Origin of the sequence: Actinoplanes sp. NPDC049598, from assembly GCF_040675435.1 — a bacterium.
Taxonomy (GTDB): Bacteria; Actinomycetota; Actinomycetes; order Mycobacteriales; family Micromonosporaceae; genus Actinoplanes.
The window spans coordinates 1-17,506 of record NZ_JBFAOX010000047.1; the positions used below are offsets into that span (position 1 = coordinate 1).

Annotated in this window: 18 protein-coding genes; 12 read left to right on the forward strand and 6 right to left on the reverse strand. The window is 68.7% G+C overall.

Annotated features, from left to right (window positions below; genetic code table 11):
- Positions 1–387: 387 nt before the first annotated feature.
- The gene (locus tag AB0J66_RS48235) at positions 388–1,164 is read left to right on the forward strand and encodes a class I SAM-dependent methyltransferase (protein WP_364675844.1); all 777 of its coding nucleotides are present in this window, start codon (positions 388–390) and stop codon (positions 1,162–1,164) included.
- 102 nt (positions 1,165–1,266) lie between these two features.
- Positions 1,267–1,833 (forward strand): peptide deformylase, encoded by a 567-nt coding sequence (locus AB0J66_RS48240; protein ID WP_364675847.1) that lies wholly within the window; start codon positions 1,267–1,269, stop codon positions 1,831–1,833.
- Here AB0J66_RS48240 and AB0J66_RS48245 read toward each other — a convergent pair.
- On the reverse strand, positions 1,813–2,745 hold the full coding sequence (locus tag AB0J66_RS48245; protein WP_364675849.1) for a helix-turn-helix transcriptional regulator: 933 nt from the start codon (positions 2,743–2,745) through the stop codon (positions 1,813–1,815). The two genes, AB0J66_RS48240 and AB0J66_RS48245, sit on opposite strands and share 21 nt — an antisense overlap.
- A 237-nt stretch (positions 2,746–2,982) precedes the next feature.
- Between AB0J66_RS48245 and AB0J66_RS48250 the strand changes: the two genes are divergently transcribed.
- The 3 genes from AB0J66_RS48250 to AB0J66_RS48260 all read left to right on the forward strand — a co-directional run bounded on the left by AB0J66_RS48250 (position 2,983) and on the right by AB0J66_RS48260 (position 7,220).
- Complete coding sequence (locus tag AB0J66_RS48250; RefSeq protein ID WP_364675982.1) at positions 2,983–4,845, forward strand: M4 family metallopeptidase; 1,863 nt, start codon at positions 2,983–2,985, stop codon at positions 4,843–4,845.
- Between the two features lie 153 nt (positions 4,846–4,998).
- Positions 4,999–5,508, forward strand: a complete 510-nt coding sequence (locus tag AB0J66_RS48255; RefSeq protein ID WP_364675852.1) for a CAP domain-containing protein — start codon at positions 4,999–5,001, stop codon at positions 5,506–5,508.
- 77 nt (positions 5,509–5,585) lie between these two features.
- Complete coding sequence (locus AB0J66_RS48260) at positions 5,586–7,220, forward strand: hypothetical protein (protein ID WP_364675855.1); 1,635 nt, start codon at positions 5,586–5,588, stop codon at positions 7,218–7,220.
- Here the strand turns inward: AB0J66_RS48260 and AB0J66_RS48265 are convergent.
- From AB0J66_RS48265 to AB0J66_RS48275, 3 genes are all read right to left on the reverse strand, one after another.
- On the reverse strand, positions 7,217–7,384 hold the full coding sequence (locus AB0J66_RS48265; RefSeq protein ID WP_364675858.1) for a hypothetical protein: 168 nt from the start codon (positions 7,382–7,384) through the stop codon (positions 7,217–7,219). The genes AB0J66_RS48260 and AB0J66_RS48265 overlap by 4 nt on opposite strands.
- 251 nt (positions 7,385–7,635) lie before the next feature.
- Positions 7,636–7,860, reverse strand: coding sequence for a DUF397 domain-containing protein (locus AB0J66_RS48270; RefSeq protein WP_364675985.1), 225 nt, complete (start codon positions 7,858–7,860; stop codon positions 7,636–7,638).
- 48 nt (positions 7,861–7,908) lie between these two features.
- Positions 7,909–8,757, reverse strand: coding sequence for a helix-turn-helix transcriptional regulator (locus tag AB0J66_RS48275; RefSeq protein WP_364675861.1), 849 nt, complete (start codon positions 8,755–8,757; stop codon positions 7,909–7,911).
- A 262-nt stretch (positions 8,758–9,019) separates the two neighbouring features.
- On the opposite strand from AB0J66_RS48275, the gene AB0J66_RS48280 reads away from it, so the two are divergent.
- From AB0J66_RS48280 to AB0J66_RS48290, 3 genes are all read left to right on the forward strand, one after another.
- Positions 9,020–9,658, forward strand: coding sequence for a GPP34 family phosphoprotein (locus AB0J66_RS48280; RefSeq protein ID WP_364675864.1), 639 nt, complete (start codon positions 9,020–9,022; stop codon positions 9,656–9,658).
- Positions 9,659–9,714: 56 nt separating this feature from the next.
- The gene (locus AB0J66_RS48285) at positions 9,715–11,259 is read left to right on the forward strand and encodes an APC family permease (protein WP_364675867.1); all 1,545 of its coding nucleotides are present in this window, start codon (positions 9,715–9,717) and stop codon (positions 11,257–11,259) included.
- Between the two features lie 66 nt (positions 11,260–11,325).
- Positions 11,326–11,940, forward strand: coding sequence for a GNAT family N-acetyltransferase (locus tag AB0J66_RS48290; RefSeq protein WP_364675870.1), 615 nt, complete (start codon positions 11,326–11,328; stop codon positions 11,938–11,940).
- A gap of 23 nt (positions 11,941–11,963) precedes the next feature.
- Here the strand turns inward: AB0J66_RS48290 and AB0J66_RS48295 are convergent, their stop codons facing one another.
- Complete coding sequence (locus AB0J66_RS48295; protein WP_364675872.1) at positions 11,964–12,515, reverse strand: GNAT family N-acetyltransferase; 552 nt, start codon at positions 12,513–12,515, stop codon at positions 11,964–11,966.
- A 389-nt stretch (positions 12,516–12,904) separates the two neighbouring features.
- Positions 12,905–13,471 (reverse strand): hypothetical protein, encoded by a 567-nt coding sequence (locus AB0J66_RS48300; protein WP_364675875.1) that lies wholly within the window; start codon positions 13,469–13,471, stop codon positions 12,905–12,907.
- A gap of 147 nt (positions 13,472–13,618) precedes the next feature.
- Between AB0J66_RS48300 and AB0J66_RS48305 the strand changes: the two genes are divergently transcribed.
- The 4 genes from AB0J66_RS48305 to AB0J66_RS48320 all read left to right on the forward strand — a co-directional run bounded on the left by AB0J66_RS48305 (position 13,619) and on the right by AB0J66_RS48320 (position 17,488).
- Positions 13,619–14,572, forward strand: coding sequence for a LysR family transcriptional regulator (locus AB0J66_RS48305; protein WP_364675876.1), 954 nt, complete (start codon positions 13,619–13,621; stop codon positions 14,570–14,572).
- Positions 14,573–14,776: 204 nt separating this feature from the next.
- Positions 14,777–15,616: a hypothetical protein gene (locus AB0J66_RS48310; RefSeq protein WP_364675879.1), complete on the forward strand. Its 840-nt coding sequence runs from the start codon at positions 14,777–14,779 to the stop codon at positions 15,614–15,616.
- A gap of 337 nt (positions 15,617–15,953) precedes the next feature.
- Positions 15,954–16,520 carry a hypothetical protein gene (locus AB0J66_RS48315; protein ID WP_364675882.1) on the forward strand — a complete coding sequence of 189 codons (567 nt, stop codon included), beginning with the start codon at positions 15,954–15,956 and terminating at the stop codon, positions 16,518–16,520.
- A complete protein-coding gene (locus AB0J66_RS48320; protein ID WP_364675884.1) occupies positions 16,517–17,488 on the forward strand; it encodes an NAD(P)-dependent oxidoreductase in 972 nt (323 codons plus the stop codon). Before AB0J66_RS48315 ends, AB0J66_RS48320 begins: the two co-directional genes overlap by 4 nt.
- Positions 17,489–17,506: the final 18 nt, after the last annotated feature.

Here is a 17,506-nt window from a genome sequence, read left to right on the forward strand (position 1 = left end):
TCTCACCCCCGCAGCCCTCACCTCGCGCCCTCACCCCCGCAGCCCTCACCTCGCGCCCTCACCCCCCGCAGCCCTCACCTCGCGCCCTCACCCCCGCAGCCCTCACCCCCGCAGCCCTCACCTCGCGGCCCCTCGGCCCCGCAGCCCTCACGCCCGCAGCCCTCACCGCGCGGCCCCCACCTCCGCGGCTCTCACCCCCGCGCTCTCACCCCCGCGGCCCCCACCCCCGCAGCTCTCACCCTCGCGGCCCTCACCCCGCGCCCTCACCTCCGCAGCCCTCACCCCCCGCGGCCCCCCCACCCCGCGCCCTCACCCCCGCCGCTCTCGCGCGGCCCTCAGCCTTGTGGGCCCTTCAGCCGGGACTGCGGATGGCCTAATTTCAACCCCATGACGGGCGACGTGTGGGCGGCCGGCGACGCTTATGAGGCATATGTCGGGCGATGGAGCCGTCGGGTGGCCACGATCTTCGTCGACTGGCTCGGTGTTCCGAGTGGACGGCGGTGGCTTGACGTGGGCTGCGGCACGGGTGCCCTCACCGCCGCGATCATGGCTTCGGGGCCGGCGGACGTGGTCGGTGTCGACCCGTCGCGCGGGTTCCTGCGGTCGGTCCTGGATGCCACCAGAGTGGCCGGCGACGCGGCCGCGCTGCCCCTGCGTGATCGGGCCTTCGATGCCGTGGTCAGCGGGCTGGCGCTCAACTTCGTCCCCGATCCGGCCCGGGCGGTGGCCGAGTTCGTGCGCGTGGCCGCGCCGGGGGCGGTCGTGGCCGCGTACGTCTGGGACTATGCCGAAGGCATGCAGATGATGCGCCACTTCTGGGACGCCGCCGCCGAGGCCGACCCGGCGGCCGGCGGCCGGGATGAGGGGCCGCGGTTCCCGATCTGCCACGAGCCCGCGCTGCGCGCCGCCTGGTCCGCCGCCGGCCTGACGAACGTGGCGACCCGGGCTATCGAGATTCCGACAGTTTTCGCGAATTTCGCCGACTACTGGACGCCATTCCTCGGCGGAACGGGCCCCGCCCCCGCCTATCTATCCGCATTGGACAGCGAATCCCAGCGCCGGATTAGGGACGATTTGCGGCGCCGACTCCCGTTCACAGCGTCCGGCGAAATCCCCCTGACCGCCTCCGCGTGGGCCGTCCGGGGCCACAAAACCCCAGGCTGAGTCCTTCCCTTCATTCACGGTCTCATTCACGACCGTTCATGCGGTTTTCACGCGACACCCATGTATCAATGGGGTCGAGTAACCGAAAACCGAGGGGTTCTCGTGGTTTCCAAAGAACTCACCCCAGGCCACCGAATGGCGGCGATCGGCATCCTCCAGCGTGACGATCCCGCTCTCCGGTCCCCGGCCCGTCCCTTCGATCTTCCCCGCGAGGCGGCCGAGGCCCGCCGCGTCCTCGACCTGGTCCGGGCCGCGATGGACCGGGTCGCCCGGGCGCACGTCTTCGCCAAGGGCATGGGTCTGGCCGCCCCGCAGATCGGCATCGACCGCGCGGCCGCCGTGATCCGCCCGCCCGATCCCCACGACAGCGAGATCGTGCTGCTCAACCCGCGGATCGTCGGCGAATCGCGGGGGCACGACGTGCAGTACGAGGGCTGCATGAGCTTCTTCGACGTGCGCGGGCGGGTCGACCGCCCGCTCACCGTCGAGGTCGAGCACCGGCGCCTCGACGGTGGCCTGGTCATCACGCGGTTCGCGGCCGGGCTGGCCCGGCACGCCGGCCACGAGATCGACCACCTGGAGGGCCGGTTCTACACCGACCGGATGCCGGCCGGCGACGAGCTCATCCCGCTCTCGCAGTACCGGGGGTCAGGCCGCCCGTGGAGCTGAGGCGTGTGGCGCCGCGAAGCGCCAGCGCAGCCGCACCTGGCTGGTGAGCAGGAGCTCCCGCATGCGCAGCGTGTGCAGGATCGTGCCGTCGTCGCCCGGGGCCACGGTCGGCGTGAACGACTTGATGCCCGCGTACGACAGGACCTCGGCCCCCACCTCGGCCCCGAACTTCTCCGGCAGCCGGAGTGACATGGTCAGGGCCCGGGTCGGGAAGCGGATCTCCCGCTGGAACCACTGGCCGTACTGGCTGACCGGGACCCGGTAGGAGTAGGACACCCGCGTCTGGTCGCCCGGGTAGAGCGGGAACCGGGCCCGCGCGTTGCCGAAGACCAGGGCCAGCTTCAGATAGGCGTCGCTGGTGCGTGTGACGCGTACATCCATCGGCTCCTCGCCGGCCGCCGCGGTGAAGCCGAGGTCGGCCAGGCGCAGCGGGCTTTCCTGGTAGAGGCGGCGGGAGACGCGGGGTTGATCGGGGAAGCGGTCGACGTCGATCCGGACCGGGCAGGTGGTGACCGGGCGGTCGCCGACGTTGCGCACGAGCCGTTCGACCCGGCAGGCGTACCACCCGTCGTCGTAGGTGAGGGTGGCCAGCTCGTCCTCGATGACGATGGTGGCCGGCAGCATCTGGCTGGGCTCGTAACCGGACTTCACGGCCGGTTCGAGCTCGCCGGTGGCCTGCCGGCAGCCGGTGTAGGCCTCGATGATCTCGGACCCGCTCGCCAGGACCGCCTCGGCGCGGCAGGCGAATTCGAAGGTCGGGTGGTGGCGCAGGCTCTCCACGTGGCTGATGTACGACGGGTGGTAGCCCATCGACGCGGCGAGCTGCTTCTTGGAGAGGCCCCGGCGCGTACGCCAGGCGTTGAGCACCTGCGCGAAGGCGGACCGGGCCGCGAACTCGAGTTGTGAGGTCATCACACACTCCTGACGGGACGCTGTCCGGCCATGATGCCCCACCGCAGAGGTCACTGCCAGCGCTCAGCCTGTCACTGAGAGAAATTGTTGAATGACAGGCGCAAGGGTTTTCCCTGATTCGGTGACGACCGTCGATGCCTAGCGTCCTTCCTCAAGTCATCCTTGAAGGAGTCGCGCGTGAAACGTCGAACCCCCTTGATCGTGGCGGCGGCCGCCGGAACCCTGGTCGCCTCCGCCATGGTCGCCGTCGCACAGCCGGCCGCCGCCGTCCCACAGGATCCCCAAGCGGCCGCGGCCAAGGCCGACGCCCTCGTCGCCAGCCGTCCCGCCGTCCTGGCCGCCAGCGCGAACGAGACCTTCCAGCGCCGCCAGACGTACACCTCCCACGGCATCAACTACACGGCGTACGACCGCACCTACAACGGCTTCCCGGTGATCGGCGGTGACCTGGTCGTGGTCACCGACGCGGCCGGCGCCACCAGGTACACGTCGGTCGCGCTGACCCAGCCGATCGGTGAGATCTCGACCGTGCCCAAGCTGGCCGACACGGCCGCCGCCGGCATCGCCAAGGCGAAGCTCAAGACGGTGACCGAGGTCGAGGGCACGAAGCTCGTGGTCGTCGCCCTGGACGGCAAGCCGGGCCGGCTGGCCTGGGAGACCACGGTCAAGGGGACCGGCGCCGAGGGCCCGAGCCGGCTGACCGTCGACGTGGACGCCACCTCGGGCGCCGTGCTGCGCGAGTACGAGCACGTCACCGACGTCTCCGGCACCGGAACGGGCTGGATCAACGGCTCGGTCACGCTGGACACCACCCAGTCCGGCTCGACCTATACGCTGCAGGACCCGAGCCACACCACCATCCGCTGCCAGGACGCCGCGAACAACACGACGTTCAGCGGCAGCGACAACGTCTGGGGCAACGGCACCGGCACCAACAAGGAGACCGGCTGCGTCGACGCCTTCTACGTGGCCCAGAAGCAGTACGCGATGCTCTCGTCGTGGCTCGGCCGCAACGGCCAGAACGGCTCCGGCGGCGCGTGGCCGATCCGGGTCGGCCTCAACGACCAGAACGCGTACTACGACGGCACCCAGGTCCAGATCGGCAAGAACACCGCCGGTCAGTGGATCTCGTCGGCCGACGTGGTCGGCCACGAGCTGGGCCACGGCATCGACGACACCACGCCCGGCGGCATCTCCCGCTCCGGCACCCAGGAGTTCGTCGCCGACACCCTGGGCGCGGCCACCGAGTGGTACATCAACAACCCCAACGACGCCCCCGACTACCAGGTCGGCGAGGAGGTCAACCTGGTCGGCAGCGGCCCGATCCGGTACATGTACAACCCCTCGCTCGCCGGTGACAGCAACTGCTACTCCAGCAGCACGCCCGGCTCCGAGGTGCACGCGGCCGCCGGCCCCGGCAACCACTGGTTCTACCTGCTCGCCCAGGGCACCAGCGGCAACGGCCAGCCCGCCAGCTCGACCTGCAACAGCAGCACGGTGACCGGTCTGGGCATCCAGAACGCGATCAAGATCATGTACAACGCGATGCTGATGAAGACCTCCAGCTCGTCGTACCTGAAGTACCGGACCTGGACGCTGACCGCGGCCAAGAACCTCTTCCCGAACAGCTGCACCGAGTTCAACACGGTCAAGGCCGCGTGGGACGCCGTCAGCGTCCCGGCCCAGTCGGCCGACCCGACCTGCACCGGTGGCGGCACCCCGCCGCCCACCACCACCCCGCCGCCGACCGGCAGCTGCACCGGCACCAACGCCACCGACGTCACGATCCCGGACGCCGGCTCTGCGGTGACCAGCACGATCACGATCGCCGACTGCGCCCGGTCCGCCTCGGCGACCTCGACCATCGCGGTCAACGTCGTGCACACCTACCGCGGTGACGTGAAGCTCGACCTCGTGGCCCCGGACGGCACGGTCTACGCGCTCAAGGCGACGTCGACCTCGGACAGCGCCGACAACATCGTGACCACGTACACCAAGAACCTGTCGAGCGAGGCCGCCAACGGCGCCTGGAAGCTGCGGGCGCAGGACGTCTACTCCCAGGACACCGGCTACATCAACACCTGGACGCTGACCCTCTGATACGCGTGTGAAAGGCGGGGCCGTTGATCACGGCCCCGCCTTTTCGTAGGTGCATGTTGGTTGCCCCTAGTTGCATCGAAGGTTCAGCCCTTCATCCGCCTTCGGACGGCCCGATCTGACTGGCGTACAGCTGATCAACCGAAAGGGCTCACCTTGAAGCGCTTCGTCCGCAAGGCCGTCGTCACCGCCGCTCTCATCGCCGTCCCGACCCTCTTCGGCGCCCCGGCCATGGCCGCCGCCCAGGCCGCGACCCCGGTGAAGTCGACGGCGACCACCGCCGCGTACGAGGCCGAGGTCGTCAAGCTCACCAACGCCCAGCGCACCGCCCGCGGCTGCAAGGCCCTCCGCACCGACGCCCGCCTGACCAACGCCGCCCGCGCCCACAGCACCGACATGGTCCGGAGCGGCAACTTCAGCCACACCGGCTCGGACGGCAGCAACTTCGTCACCCGCGAGGTCCGCGCCGGCTACCCGAAGAACGGCGCGTCGGCCGAGAACATCGCCTGGGGCTACCGCACGCCGCAGCAGGTCGTGACCGGCTGGATGAACAGCCCGGGCCACCGCAAGAACATCCTGAACTGCGCGAGCACCGCGGTCGGCGTGGGCGTGGCCTACACGACCGGTGGCGCACCGTACTGGACGCAGGACTTCGGCCGCGTCTGATCTTGCCCGAACAGCCCGAAAGGTACCGATCAGCCGGTTAACGTGCTGGTATGCCTTGGGCTGCGTGTTCTCGGTGGATGGCGGTCATCATGATGGCCGCCGTCCTGTACGTCGTCGGAGCGGCCGATCCGCTCGATCAGCATCGGGTCGACGCCGCCCAGAGCACCTGCGCCCCGCCGGTCCCGGACGCCTGCCTGATCACCACCGCCACCGTCTCGACCGCCAAGGTCAAGGTCAACGGCCTCGTGACGTACGCCGTGACGGCCGAGAACGTGGGCAACCGGCCGGCCCGGCACACGTCGCTGGTGGCCGCGCTCCCGGACGGAACGGTCTACGCCCCACGCCGCAACGACGGCGTCTACGACCCGGCCACCCGCACGCTGCGCCAGGAGGTCGGCCTGCTCCCGCCCGGCGAGAGCCACACCCTGTCGTACGAGGTCCGGATCGCCCCCGCGAGCGCCGCCACCACGATCGCCACCCGCGCCACGGCCGAATACGACGACGGAGCGGTCTCGACCTCGAACGAGGTCAACACCACGGTCGACCCGGCGGCCGACCTGACGCTGGACGTCACCACCGACCCGGGCGAGGTCACCCGCTACACGATCGCCACCACCAACGAAGGCCCCAGCCCGGCCGCCGCGACCCACGTGATCGCCGCCCTCCCCGACGGCACGACCGCGGTCACCGCCTCGTCCCCCGACGGCACCTGCGCCGTAACCGCCACCACCGCCGAGTGCGACTACCCCGACCTGCCCTCCGGCGAGGCCCGCAGCATGACCGTCGTCGCCGTGACCGCCCCCGGCGAGACCCCCACCGCCCCCATTACCGTCACCGCCACCAGCCCCACCGGCGACCCGACCCCCGCCAACAACACCATCGACGTCGCCCCCACCCCAACCAAGCCGGCGGCCGACTCCCCCTCAACCGAGCCGACCGCCGGCGCCGCGGCCACACCCGAGCCAGCGGCCGACGTTTCCACCGCACCCGAGCCAACGGTCGACGCCACTAATGCGCCCGAGCCGACGACTGGTGCTACAGCCGCATCCGAGCCAACAGTCGATGCCATGACCACGACGGAGCCGACTGCCGGCGCCGCGATCGAGCCGACTGCGAGCGCCACGGCCACAGCCGGGCCGACCGCCGCGCCCGAGCCGACGGCTGACGCCGGGACCGAGCCGACCTCCGGCGCCACGACCGGGCCTTCCGCCGGGTCCGAAGAAGCGCCAGTCGATACGGCTGCTTCCATCGATGCCGCGCCCGCCTCCGAGCCGGCGCCGGCGACCGCCGAGGCACCCGTAGTGCTTCCGGGGCCGTCAGGGACGCCGCGGGCAGAGGGTCCCGGCGCGCGGCAAGGCGTCGCTCAGCGAGACCTCGCCGCTCAGCAGGCCCCGGCACCGGTCATCATCCCGACGACCACACCCCTGCCCGCCACGGCCGTCCCCGTGCCGGGCGTCGCGCCCCAGCTCAGCGCGCCAGGAACCCCGCTCCCGTCGGTGCCGAACCCGACCCCGACCGTCATCACCCCGCCACCGGCCACCGTCCCGGCCCGCGAGCAGTACTGGGCCGACCCGCTCCCCGACCCGGTCCCGTTCAGCGGCAGCCCTCTGGCCACCGCCACCATCCTGGGTCTGGCCCTGCTGGCCGGCGGTTTGATCGTCCTGGCTTCCCTGCGCGGCCGTTGGTGGCCCCGGCGGACCACCAAGAGCTAGGCGTCAGCGCCGGTCTCGCCCTTCGGGGCGTCTTCGTCCATCACCGGCTTGGTGATCGGCTCGCGGCTGGGTTTGGCGCTGGTCCAGAAGACGAGCCCGAACACGATCGCCACGATGGCGAGCGGGATACCGGCGAACAGCAGAACACCCTCGAGATCATTCACGGGTGCAAAGCTACGCCCGCACTTTCCGCACACACGCGAGCACAGAACGCTGACTATCGGATCCGGTCGTTGTCACGGATCCGACCGCGCGATTCACTCGAAAGAACTTCGCATTTCAAGGTAAAACGAAGGGATTATGCAGAGTAGGGGCACCGCGACTCCCGGTGAGCGGAGCCGCGGCCCCCTTTGCGGAGAAGTTGACTTTGCGTAGGCACTTCCCATCGGTCCGTGCCTATGGTTAGTCTCTAGCCTCAGGAATTGATGTCGAACTCGCCTTCCTTGGCTGAGTCCACAAAGGCGGTCCACTCCGCCTGGGTGAACAGGAGCGCAGGACCGGAGCGGTCCTTGCTGTCCCTGACGGCGACGCCCGTGTCGAGGAAGGCGACTTCGACACAGTTGTTGCCACCGTTGCCGTTGCTGCGGCTGGCTTTGCGCCACGTTGCCTCGGCGAGGCCGGCACCGGTGAGCTGGTGCATGAGCAATTCAAGCACCCCCCTTCGGATTATGCGGTTGTCTCGGGGAGCCTAAGCGACGAGCAGGCTCTCGATCATCTTGATAGTCATGCGATGGTCGAGCGCCTTGGCGCTCAATCGCTCGAACTCTTGGCGGTAACGGGCAACCTCGGATGGTTGCTCTTCGTAGTAGTCTCCCGCAAGACCTTCAAGATAGACAACATCCAAATGGGTGGTCTCCCGGAACTCCAAAAGCGCTGCTGAACCGCCGAGGAACGTGTGCTCGCCGGCGTGGAACGGCAGAATCCGCAAGGTGACATTGGGTAATTGAGCGGCCTCGATAAGGTGTCGCAGCTGCTCATTCATCACGTGCTTGCCACCGACCACGCGGCGGACGACCGACTCGTCGACGACGACCTCGAGCTCGAGCGGCCGGTCGGCGGTGAGCCGGCCCTGCCGGGTCAGCCGCAGCTTCACCCGGCGGTCGATGTGCTGGGGCGTGTCGTTGGTGCGGCCGGCCTCCATGAGGGCCCGCATGTACGACTCGGTCTGCAGCAGGCCGGGCACCAGAACCGGCTCCCAGCAGCGCATCGACGCGGCCGCGGCCTCCAGGCCGACGAAGTTGCCGGGGCGCATGATGTCGCGGTAGTCCGTCCACCACGTGCGCTCGCGCGAGAGCCGGGCCAGCTCGACCATGGCGTCGCGGTACTCCTGGTCGCCGACGCCGTACAGCGTCAGCAGGTCCTTGACGTCGCGCGGGGTCACGGCGACGCGCGCGGTCTCGATCCGCGTCACCTTGGCGGCATGCCACTCGAAATGACGCGACACATTTTCCTGCGTCAATCCGGCCGCCTCGCGGCACCGTTTCAGCTCCGCCCCGAGGCGGCGACGGCGCAGCGTGGGTCCTTCATCAACCGACACCTGGACTCCCTCGGTCCTGCTGAAGCCGATAGTACGACCGCGGTGCTTGATGATCCAAACAAGGAGGACTCGACAAAAAGTCTAGTACTTCTTGTCATGACCTCGCTGCCGGGTACATGATGCGACACACATCGAGTCATACCTTTACGCACACAGGGTGATCTTCACTGTCATCCCGCACCAAAAAGATCAAATCGCAACAGCTCGGGCGACGAGGCCCGCAACACCACACATCAAGACGTTGTCTAAGGGGCGTGGCGGCGTGTTGGCTGACCAGTATTTCCTGATCGCACACGAGGACCGCACCGGCCGGTCCCGTCTCCATCCACGCGCGACCGGGCTGGGCCTGGCCGCCGCTCTCCTCGGCGAGTTGGTCCTCGAAGGACGGATCGGCATCACCGACGGAGATCTGGTCATCCTCGACCGGCATCCTCCGACGGACGCGCTCGCACACGACATCCTGGACCTTCTGATAGCCCAGCCGCAACACCGTGACGTACGGGTGTGGCTGGCGTTCCTCTCGCAGGACGCGGCGATCCGCGTCGGCGAGCGGCTGTCGCGGCTCGGCGCGGTCGAGGTCGTGACCCGCCGCCGCATGCTCTCCACCGAGACGCTGTACATGCCGAACAGCGCGGCTCAGCGCAACGCGGCCGCCTGGGCTCCGGCCCGGCTGGCCAACCTGCTGGTGCGTGGCATCGGCATGAGCATCAGCGACCGGGTGCTCATCGGGCTGGTGGCTGCCACCGGCCTGACCAGACACGTGCTCTACGACTTCGAGATGCACCGGCACGCGTTCCACTCGCTGCCGAGCGCGGTCGGCTCGCTTCCGGGCGACCTGCGCGAGCTCGTAGAGATCACCGAGGCCTCCGTGGGCTCGGTGCTGACCGTCGGCCGACGGTGAGCGGCAACGGCCGCCATCACCTCCGGCCTAACAACCATGACCACTGGGCCGGGAGGATGTTGATGGAGCGTACGAAACCCGCAGAGCCGGACATCGTCACACAGGCGCTGGCCAAGAACCGGCTGGGCATTCCGTCTGTGGTGTTCTTCGGCGTCGCGGGAGCCGCACCGCTCACCGTGATCATCGGTTCCATCACCACGATCTACGCGATCATCGGGAGCACCGCCGTCCCGATCGCGTACGTGGTGGTGGCCGGGCTGCTGTCACTGTTCACCGTCGGCTTCGTCGCGATGAGCCGGCACATCGTCAACACGGGGGCCTTCTACTCGTACATCAGTCATGGTCTGGGCCGTATGGTCGGCGTCGGCGCCGCCTTCGTCGCCCTCCCGGCGTACTCACTCATGCAGATAGGCCTCTTCGGTCTGTTCGGCTCGGCCGCCTCCGGCATCCTCGCGGCGCTCGGTTTCTCCGTGCCGTGGTACGCCTGTGCGGTGGCCGCCTGGGCCGCGGTGACGGTGCTCGGCCTCCTGTGGGTCGACCTGAGCGGCCGCGTCCTGGCCGTGCTGCTCGTGCTCGAGATCGCCATCGTGCTCATCTACGACCTGGTGATGATCGGCAACCCGGCCAACGGCGAGGTCACCTTCTCGCAGTTCTCGCCGGCGCCGCTGGCCACCCCGGTCGTCGGCGTGCTGTTGGTGCTGGCCATCGCCGGCTTCGTCGGCTTCGAGGCCACCGTGGTGCTCTCCGAGGAGGCCAAGGACCCGAAGCGCACGATCGCCCGGGCCACCCACATCGCGGTGCTGCTGGCCGGCGTCCTGTGCGCGATCTCGGCCTGGGCCATGTCGGTCAACACCGGGCCCGATCAGATCGCCGCGAAAGCGTCCGAACACCGTACCGACCTGGTCTTCACCCTGGTCGGCCCCCATCTGCCCAAGGTCCTGGTCGACCTCGGCTACATCCTGTTCCTGACGAGCGTGTTCGCGGCCCTGCTGGCCTTCCACGCGGCGGTGTCGCGCTACCAGTTCGCGCTCGGCCGCGAGGGCGTCCTGCCGGCGGCGTGGGGCCGCACCCACCCGCGTACGGGCGCTCCGCTCCTCGGCTCCATCACCCAGAGCGTGCTGGCCATCATCGTGCTCAGCGCGTACGCCCTGGCCGGCGCCGACCCGCTGGTCTACGTCTTCGCGTGGCTCACGACGATCGGCGGGCTCGGCGTCCTCATCCTCATGTGGGCGGCCTCGGCCGCGGTCATCGCGTTCTTCGTGCACAAACGGCGAGGGGAGAACATCTGGCGGGCCTACTTCGCCCCCGGCCTGGCGTTCCTTCTGCTCACGGTCGTGCTGGCGGCCACCTGCATCGGCTTCGGCGAGCTGCTCCAGGTCTCCGGCGACTCGGTCTTCCAATGGCTTATCCCGGTCTGCTACCTGGCCGTCGGCATCGTCGGCATCGCCTGGGCCCTGATCATGCGAGCGGCCCGGCCCGAGGTCTACATGCAGATCGGCCGGGGCTCCGACCGGCAGAACAGCATCCTCGCCGACAGTCAGGCGCTGATGCGCTCGCTGCATGCCGACCCGGTCGGCGCCCGCAGCGGCTATCCCTACTAGACCCCACCGGCCCGTCCCACTGCCTTTGGCCGATCCCCTCCCCTTGAGCCATCAAGAGAGGAAGTCATGACCTACGCGATCCAGGAACTGGTGATCCGCGACGTCGCACCCGTCGACGTCGAGGAGATCACCGACCTCGTCGCCGCGGCGATGTGGGACGGGCCGGTGGCCCGCTGGCTGAACCCCGATGCCGCGGTACGCCGGCGCGACAGCCCGCGCTACTTCGAGATCTTCGTCGAGCACGCGGTCCGGTACGGCGAGGTGTACGCCACCTCGGACTACGACACCGGCCGCGTCTCCGGAGTGGCGCTGTGGTTCCCGATGACCGCCACGATCCCGCCGCCGCTCGACTACGGGCGACGGCTGAAGGAGGTGACCGGACCCTCGTACGACAAAGCCTGCGAACTGGACGCGGCGATCGAGGCGCACCACCCCACCGATCCCCACCACTACCTGGCCTTCCTGGCCGTCCATCCGGAGGACCAGGGCCGTGGGATCGGCAGTGCGCTCCTCGACCGCCATCATGCCCGTCTGGACGAGGCCGGCATCCCCGCGTATCTGGAGGCGAACGACCCGCGTAACCGGGACCTTTACCTCCGGCACGGATACCGGATCCGGTCCGTCATCGAGCTACCCGATGGACCACCGCTCTGGTCCATGTGGAGGCTGCCTATGAACTGACGATGATGCCCCCTGCCGAGTAACTACGCGGCTGCTGGAAATTCGTAGAGCCAGTACGACTGCTGGTCGATGCGGGTGAACTTCATGTTGTCCGAGAGCCGGCTGACCATCATCCGGAACACCCGGGACATGCGGCGGACCTCGTCGTTGTGATTGCAGATGTCCAGGCACACGAGCCCGTTCTGGGCCGACGCGATCCGGTACATCTGCTCGACCAGTTGAGCGAAGGCTTCACGACCCTGGGCATGCGGACTCACGGCGACGAATCCGATGTACCAGATCTTCCCAGCCGCGTAGTGCTCCGGCCAATGACGTTCAAAGTACTGGGGAGCGATCAGAGGGACCGCGTTGAGATCGTTGGTGTAAGTGGCGACGCCGCACATGGTGCCGTCGTCATCGAGGGCGAGGAACTTCTCCACCCGCGGGTCCGCCATTACCTCGTCGAACTCGGATTTGTACATCAGGTGACGCTGGACCGCGAGGTGGTTCAACTCCTCGAAGGCGTCCGTGTACATGGTCCACATTGCCTGGTTCTGCTCGGCATCGGTGATCCGGTCGATGGCTTTGATAAGCATGCTCGGCTCCCCCGCAGGCCGCCGCCAGGTCGGCCTGCTTGTCGCACTCATCGAGATCGATGATCTGTGACCCTCACTGTACGAAGAGTGAGCGCGTCATGACAATGCGTGTGTGCCGATTGAATGTGCCAATTCATCTACCGGATGCCCTCCGTGCCCGTTTTGGCGTGCAACTTGCAATCACCGGCACGAAATCGCCCTCGATCCAGCAGATGGTTATGGCCTTCGAGTACTACGCATGCTGCGCATTACTCCTGGTCCAGGCCCTCATTACCGGCCGCCGACCCCGCTATCGAATTATGGCCATCCCCGTGATCATTGATCTACATCATTAGAGATCAATGCCCACGAGGCCCCACTCTACGCGCCACGGTCCACATTACGCACCGTTATGCCGCGCCCTTTCCCGCCGCCCGGACGATGCTGGCGGCGAAGTTCGGGGTCTCGCGCTTGTTGTGCGCGCCGGACGCGGCCTGACGCGCTTCGGCCGCCTGCTCGAAGGTGCCGCCGTTCTTCTCGGTGAACTCGAGCATCTCCTGGGTGGGGTGCGAGGTCACCGTGTTGGTGTACCTCAGCTTGTCACCGTCGATCTGCTCCATCAGCAGTTCCCAGACGACCTGCACAGTGGTCCAGCCGTTCGGGGTCAGCACGTCCGAGGTCGACACCATCTTGCAGTAGTGCGGGCCCGCCACCTCGTAGCGGTAGTGCTGAATCACCAGCCCTGTTCCGATCATCTCGACGTTGATCGACATCGGGGTGCCGTCGTCGTCGACGGTGTAGCCGGCCGCCTTGTGGTCACCCGGGGCGGCGCGCTGATACTCCTTGTCGGGCAGCGCCTTCAGCCACTTCTCGATGTCGACCCGAGCGAATGGGCCCTCGATCTCAACGGTCTCCACGGAGTGCGAGAGCACCAGGTCATCGCGAATTTGCGGGGTGAAGTGGGCAGTAGTGGACATTGCTCAGCGACCCTTCGGAAACATCGATGCCGGTTGGCCGGCCCGTCCGCCCCGGTTGGGGGCTGATCCCAGCCTGAACCACCTCGACCCATAAGACCAAGACAAAGATCGTCTAGGCGCTATAAGCATCCTTGATACGATGCCGTCATGGAGCTCAGAACGCTGGGGTACTTCGTGGCGGTTACCGAGGAGGAGTCCTTCAGCCGCGCAGCCGAGCGCTGCCGGGTGGCCCAGCCGGCGATCAGCCAGCAGATCCGTAACCTGGAGACCGAGGTCGGCGAAGTGCTGTTCGAGCGCGGGCCCCGGGCGGTCCGGCTCACCCCGGCCGGGACGGCGCTCCTGCCATACGCGCGGGAAGCGATCGCCGCCGTCGCGGCGGCCAAGGCTGAGTTCGCCGCCCGAGCCGGAGTCCTGTCCGGCGAGTTGGCCCTCGGCAGCGTCGACGGCGTCGAGATCACCCCGCTGCCGGCCCTTCTCGGAGCGTTTCACCGGCGCTTTCCCGCGGTGAACGTCCGCCTGGTGAGCGGGACGAGTGCGGTTCTGCTCGACCGGGTCCGGCACGGATCGCTCAGCGCCGCGGCGATCGCCCACCCAGCGGGACCGCTTGAGCCGGCGCTCAGCACCCGAACGCTGCTGGAAGACCGGTTCGTAGCTGTCGTACCGGCCGGTCACCCCGTCACGACCGGAGCCGCCCTGGCGATCGAGAGTCTGGCCGGCGCTTCCTTGATCAGTTACAACCCCGACAGCGGCCTACGGCCCTTGCTCGACGCCGCCTTCGCCTCCGCGGGTGTGGCCTTCCAGCCGGCGTACGCCACCAATGACGTGGCGCTCCTGGTGGCCCTGGCCGGTGAGGGCATCGGCATCGCCATCGCGGCCGGCGCCGATCCCGAGATCTACCAGGATCCGCGGGTCGTGGCGGTGCCGCTGACACCCGTCATCCCGTACCGGAAGATTCTGGTCTGGCGCCGGACACCCGCTCCCCCGGCGCCCCTGCGGGCGTTGCTCTCACTGCCAGTCGAAACCATTCGTGCCGACGGCAAAGAGGCAGGCCGCGCACCTGACCCGGCCGCTCCATCCAGAACTGACACCAGCGCCACGTGATTTCCCACCCTGGTCCGGCCCGGACGGTCAAGGTCTGGGAACTACAGCAGTGTGGTTTCCGGAAGCCGGGATGCCATCGATGAACGTAAGTTCGCCTGCTCTTCGGCGTTTCGGCTGGTGGACCGCGTGTCGCAGCGGGCGAGGGCTCCGCTCGGGCCGTCGCCAGAGGTGATGCTCGGGGGTTAGATGGCCGCCATGCCCAAAATGAAGATCAGCAATGAGGCGCAGGCAAGGCTCGAAGAAGCGGCCCGGACCGCCGGAATCCCGGCCACCGAATGGCTCGAGCAGGCGATCGGCACCCAGGCGGCGAACGAGGCGATCCGCGACGCTCAGGGCGCCGCGCGAATCCTCCCGGTCCCGGTGCCTGCCGATCTCACCAACCGACTCGAAGCCGAGGCCGAACGCACCATGCTCAAGCCGTGGGCGGTCGCCGCCGGCTACCTGCGCGAAGGCCTGAAGCCCAGCAGAACCGCCCCACCCACCGACCTGGCCCGCCTCTGGCAGCAGACCCTGGCCGACATGGGCCCCGAGGTCTCCCGCCAGCAACGGACTCTCCTGAGGCAGACTCGGCTGCGGGCCATCATCGAGGACACGGCCCTGGTCGAAGCCCGGGACAACTTCACCCGCGACGCCGTCGAGTCCCGCCTACGCTCGATCCTCGCCCGCACCTTGTCCCTCCACCTGGACCGCCCCATCGACCTGGCCGTCACCGTCGAGCCCGACCCGGATTTGATGCTCCACGCCGAACTGACCACATTGGCCGAGCTCCCAGCCCGCTCCCGCACCACAGACACCGCGGGCAAGGCCCCCCGACCTCCGGCCCCCGCCCCGGCAGCCCTCACTTCCGCAGCCCTCACCTCCACCGTGCTCGATCCCCCAGCGCCCACCCACGCGGCGCTCACCCACCCCGCGCCCACTCCCGCGGCGCCCACTCTTACAGCCCAGCCAGATCTGGCCCGGCGATTCGCCGAACTCATCGCTCGCCCGGATATCACCCGGAAATTGGCAGCCGTCCTCGCTGCGGAAGGCCTCACCGCCCACTGACGCCAGAGCGTTGCCGGCCTACCCGCAGCGGCAGGGCCTCGGCCAGCACGAACAGGGCCCCGGGGAACGGCAGCGCCTGCCGGTCAACGGCCGCCGCGCGCAGAGCCAAGCCCTACGCCAAGTCGTCCGCCAGCGCATGAAAGTCCTCCGCGCCGACGTACACGCCCGCAGAAGCCACCACGAGTCGGCCGGGGACGGGCCTGGGAGCAAGATCCCGCCCTCGGGCCGGCAGGGCGGGGTTGTCCCTCGTCCTGCGCCCGGAAAATGCCTGCGCCGGCATGGCGCGTTCGGAAATGATCAAGCGATGGGTCGATCGAAGGTACGGACGCGGGCGTTGATGGCTTTCCGGCTCGATCGGGCGCTGCGCGAGCGCCGGCTGGTCCGGGTGCGGCGCGGGATCGATCGGGCGGACAAGCTCGAGGGGTATGTCGTGGCGCGGGCTGACGAGTGGGTGTTGATGGCCGTCGTGGATGACGGGATTCGGCTCGACGGCTTTGCCGCGCTGCGGTTCGCCGACGTCGTGGCCGTCAAGGCGCGTCCGGCGGACGGGTTCGTCGGCAAGGCGCTCGCGCTCCAAGGGACCTGGCCGCCGGCCGCGCCGCCGGACGTGGATCTGACTGATGTCCGGAAGCTCATCGCGTCGGTGGCCGAGCAGTTTCCGTTGATCGCCCTGCACCTGGAGAAGAACCTTCCAGATATGTGTTTCATCGGGCGTTTCGTCGGCTTTCGGAAGCGCACCGCCGGCATCCTGGAGGTGAGCCCGCAGGCGACCTGGAATCGCGAACCCACGAAGTGGCCACTGCGGAAGATTTCCCGAATCGACTTCGGGGGCGCGTACGAGAACGCCCTGCACACCGTGGCCGGCGATCCATCGGGGCTGGGCGGGCTTAGGGTGACGTCATGAGGATCGTTGTCGTCGGTGGTAGTGGGCATATCGGCACGTTTCTGGTTCCGCGGCTGGTTCGGGCGGGGCATGAAGTGGTCAATGTCAGCCGCGGACAGCGGTCGAGCTATGTCGACGACGCGGCCTGGCAGCAGGTGCGGCATGTCAGCGCCGACCGGGAGGCGGAGGACCGGGACGGGGTCTTCGCGGAGCGGGTCGCCGGGCTGGGGGCCGATGCCGTCGTCGACCTGATCTGTTTCACGGTCGAGTCGGCGCGGACGCTGGTGGAGCGGCTGCGTGGGGTGACCGGGCATCTGCTGCACTGCGGGTCGATCTGGCGGTTCGGGCCGAGCCTGAAGATTCCGATCACCGAGGAGAACGGGACGCCGCCGATCGGGGAGTACGGGATCGGCAAGGCGGCCATCGCGCGGATGCTGCAGGAGGAGACGCACGGCGGCGGGCTGGCCACCACCTCTCTGCATCCGGGGCACATCGTCGGGCCGGGCTGGCATCCGATCGGGCCGCTGGGCAACCTCGACCCGAGCGTGTGGGGCAAGCTGTCGGCCGGCGAGCCGCTCGACATCCCGGGGATCGGCGCCGAGTTCATGCACCACGTGCACGCCGACGACGTCGCGCAGGCTTTCATCGGCGCCATCGACCGCCGGGAGGCCGCCGCCGGCGAGGACTTCAACGTCGTGGCGCCGTCGGCGCTGAACGTGCGCGGCTTCGCCCAGATCGGCGCGTCGTGGTTCGGCCAGACGGCGGAGCTCCGCACGGTCACGTGGGACGCTTTCCGGCGTACCACCGGAAGTGAAGCCGCCCAGGCGAGCTGGGAGCACCTCGTGCGCAACCACTTCTGCAGCATCGACAAGGCGCGCGCCCTGCTGGGCTACGCCCCGCAGCACGAGCCCGAGGACGCGGTCCTGGAGTCGATCCGCTGGCTCATCGACCACGACCAGCTCGAGGTCGCCAACCCACTCAAGGTGTGACCGCGATACTCCGTGGCG

Excerpts from the sequence above, each read along its gene's own strand:
- AB0J66_RS48235 (WP_364675844.1), top strand. The coding sequence starts at position 388 with ATGACGGGCGACGTGTGGGCGGCCGGCGACGCTTATGAGGCATATGTC.
- AB0J66_RS48245 (WP_364675849.1), bottom strand. The coding sequence starts at position 2,745 with ATGACCTCACAACTCGAGTTCGCGGCCCGGTCCGCCTTCGCGCAGGTG.
- AB0J66_RS48250 (WP_364675982.1), top strand. The coding sequence starts at position 2,983 with ATGGTCGCCGTCGCACAGCCGGCCGCCGCCGTCCCACAGGATCCCCAA.
- AB0J66_RS48260 (WP_364675855.1), top strand. The coding sequence starts at position 5,586 with ATGGCGGTCATCATGATGGCCGCCGTCCTGTACGTCGTCGGAGCGGCC.
- AB0J66_RS48270 (WP_364675985.1), bottom strand. The coding sequence starts at position 7,860 with ATGCACCAGCTCACCGGTGCCGGCCTCGCCGAGGCAACGTGGCGCAAA.
- AB0J66_RS48285 (WP_364675867.1), top strand. The coding sequence starts at position 9,715 with ATGTTGATGGAGCGTACGAAACCCGCAGAGCCGGACATCGTCACACAG.
- AB0J66_RS48290 (WP_364675870.1), top strand. The coding sequence starts at position 11,326 with ATGACCTACGCGATCCAGGAACTGGTGATCCGCGACGTCGCACCCGTC.
- AB0J66_RS48295 (WP_364675872.1), bottom strand. The coding sequence starts at position 12,515 with ATGCTTATCAAAGCCATCGACCGGATCACCGATGCCGAGCAGAACCAG.
- AB0J66_RS48300 (WP_364675875.1), bottom strand. The coding sequence starts at position 13,471 with ATGTCCACTACTGCCCACTTCACCCCGCAAATTCGCGATGACCTGGTG.
- AB0J66_RS48305 (WP_364675876.1), top strand. The coding sequence starts at position 13,619 with ATGGAGCTCAGAACGCTGGGGTACTTCGTGGCGGTTACCGAGGAGGAG.
- AB0J66_RS48310 (WP_364675879.1), top strand. The coding sequence starts at position 14,777 with ATGAAGATCAGCAATGAGGCGCAGGCAAGGCTCGAAGAAGCGGCCCGG.
- AB0J66_RS48315 (WP_364675882.1), top strand. The coding sequence starts at position 15,954 with ATGGCTTTCCGGCTCGATCGGGCGCTGCGCGAGCGCCGGCTGGTCCGG.
- AB0J66_RS48320 (WP_364675884.1), top strand. The coding sequence starts at position 16,517 with ATGAGGATCGTTGTCGTCGGTGGTAGTGGGCATATCGGCACGTTTCTG.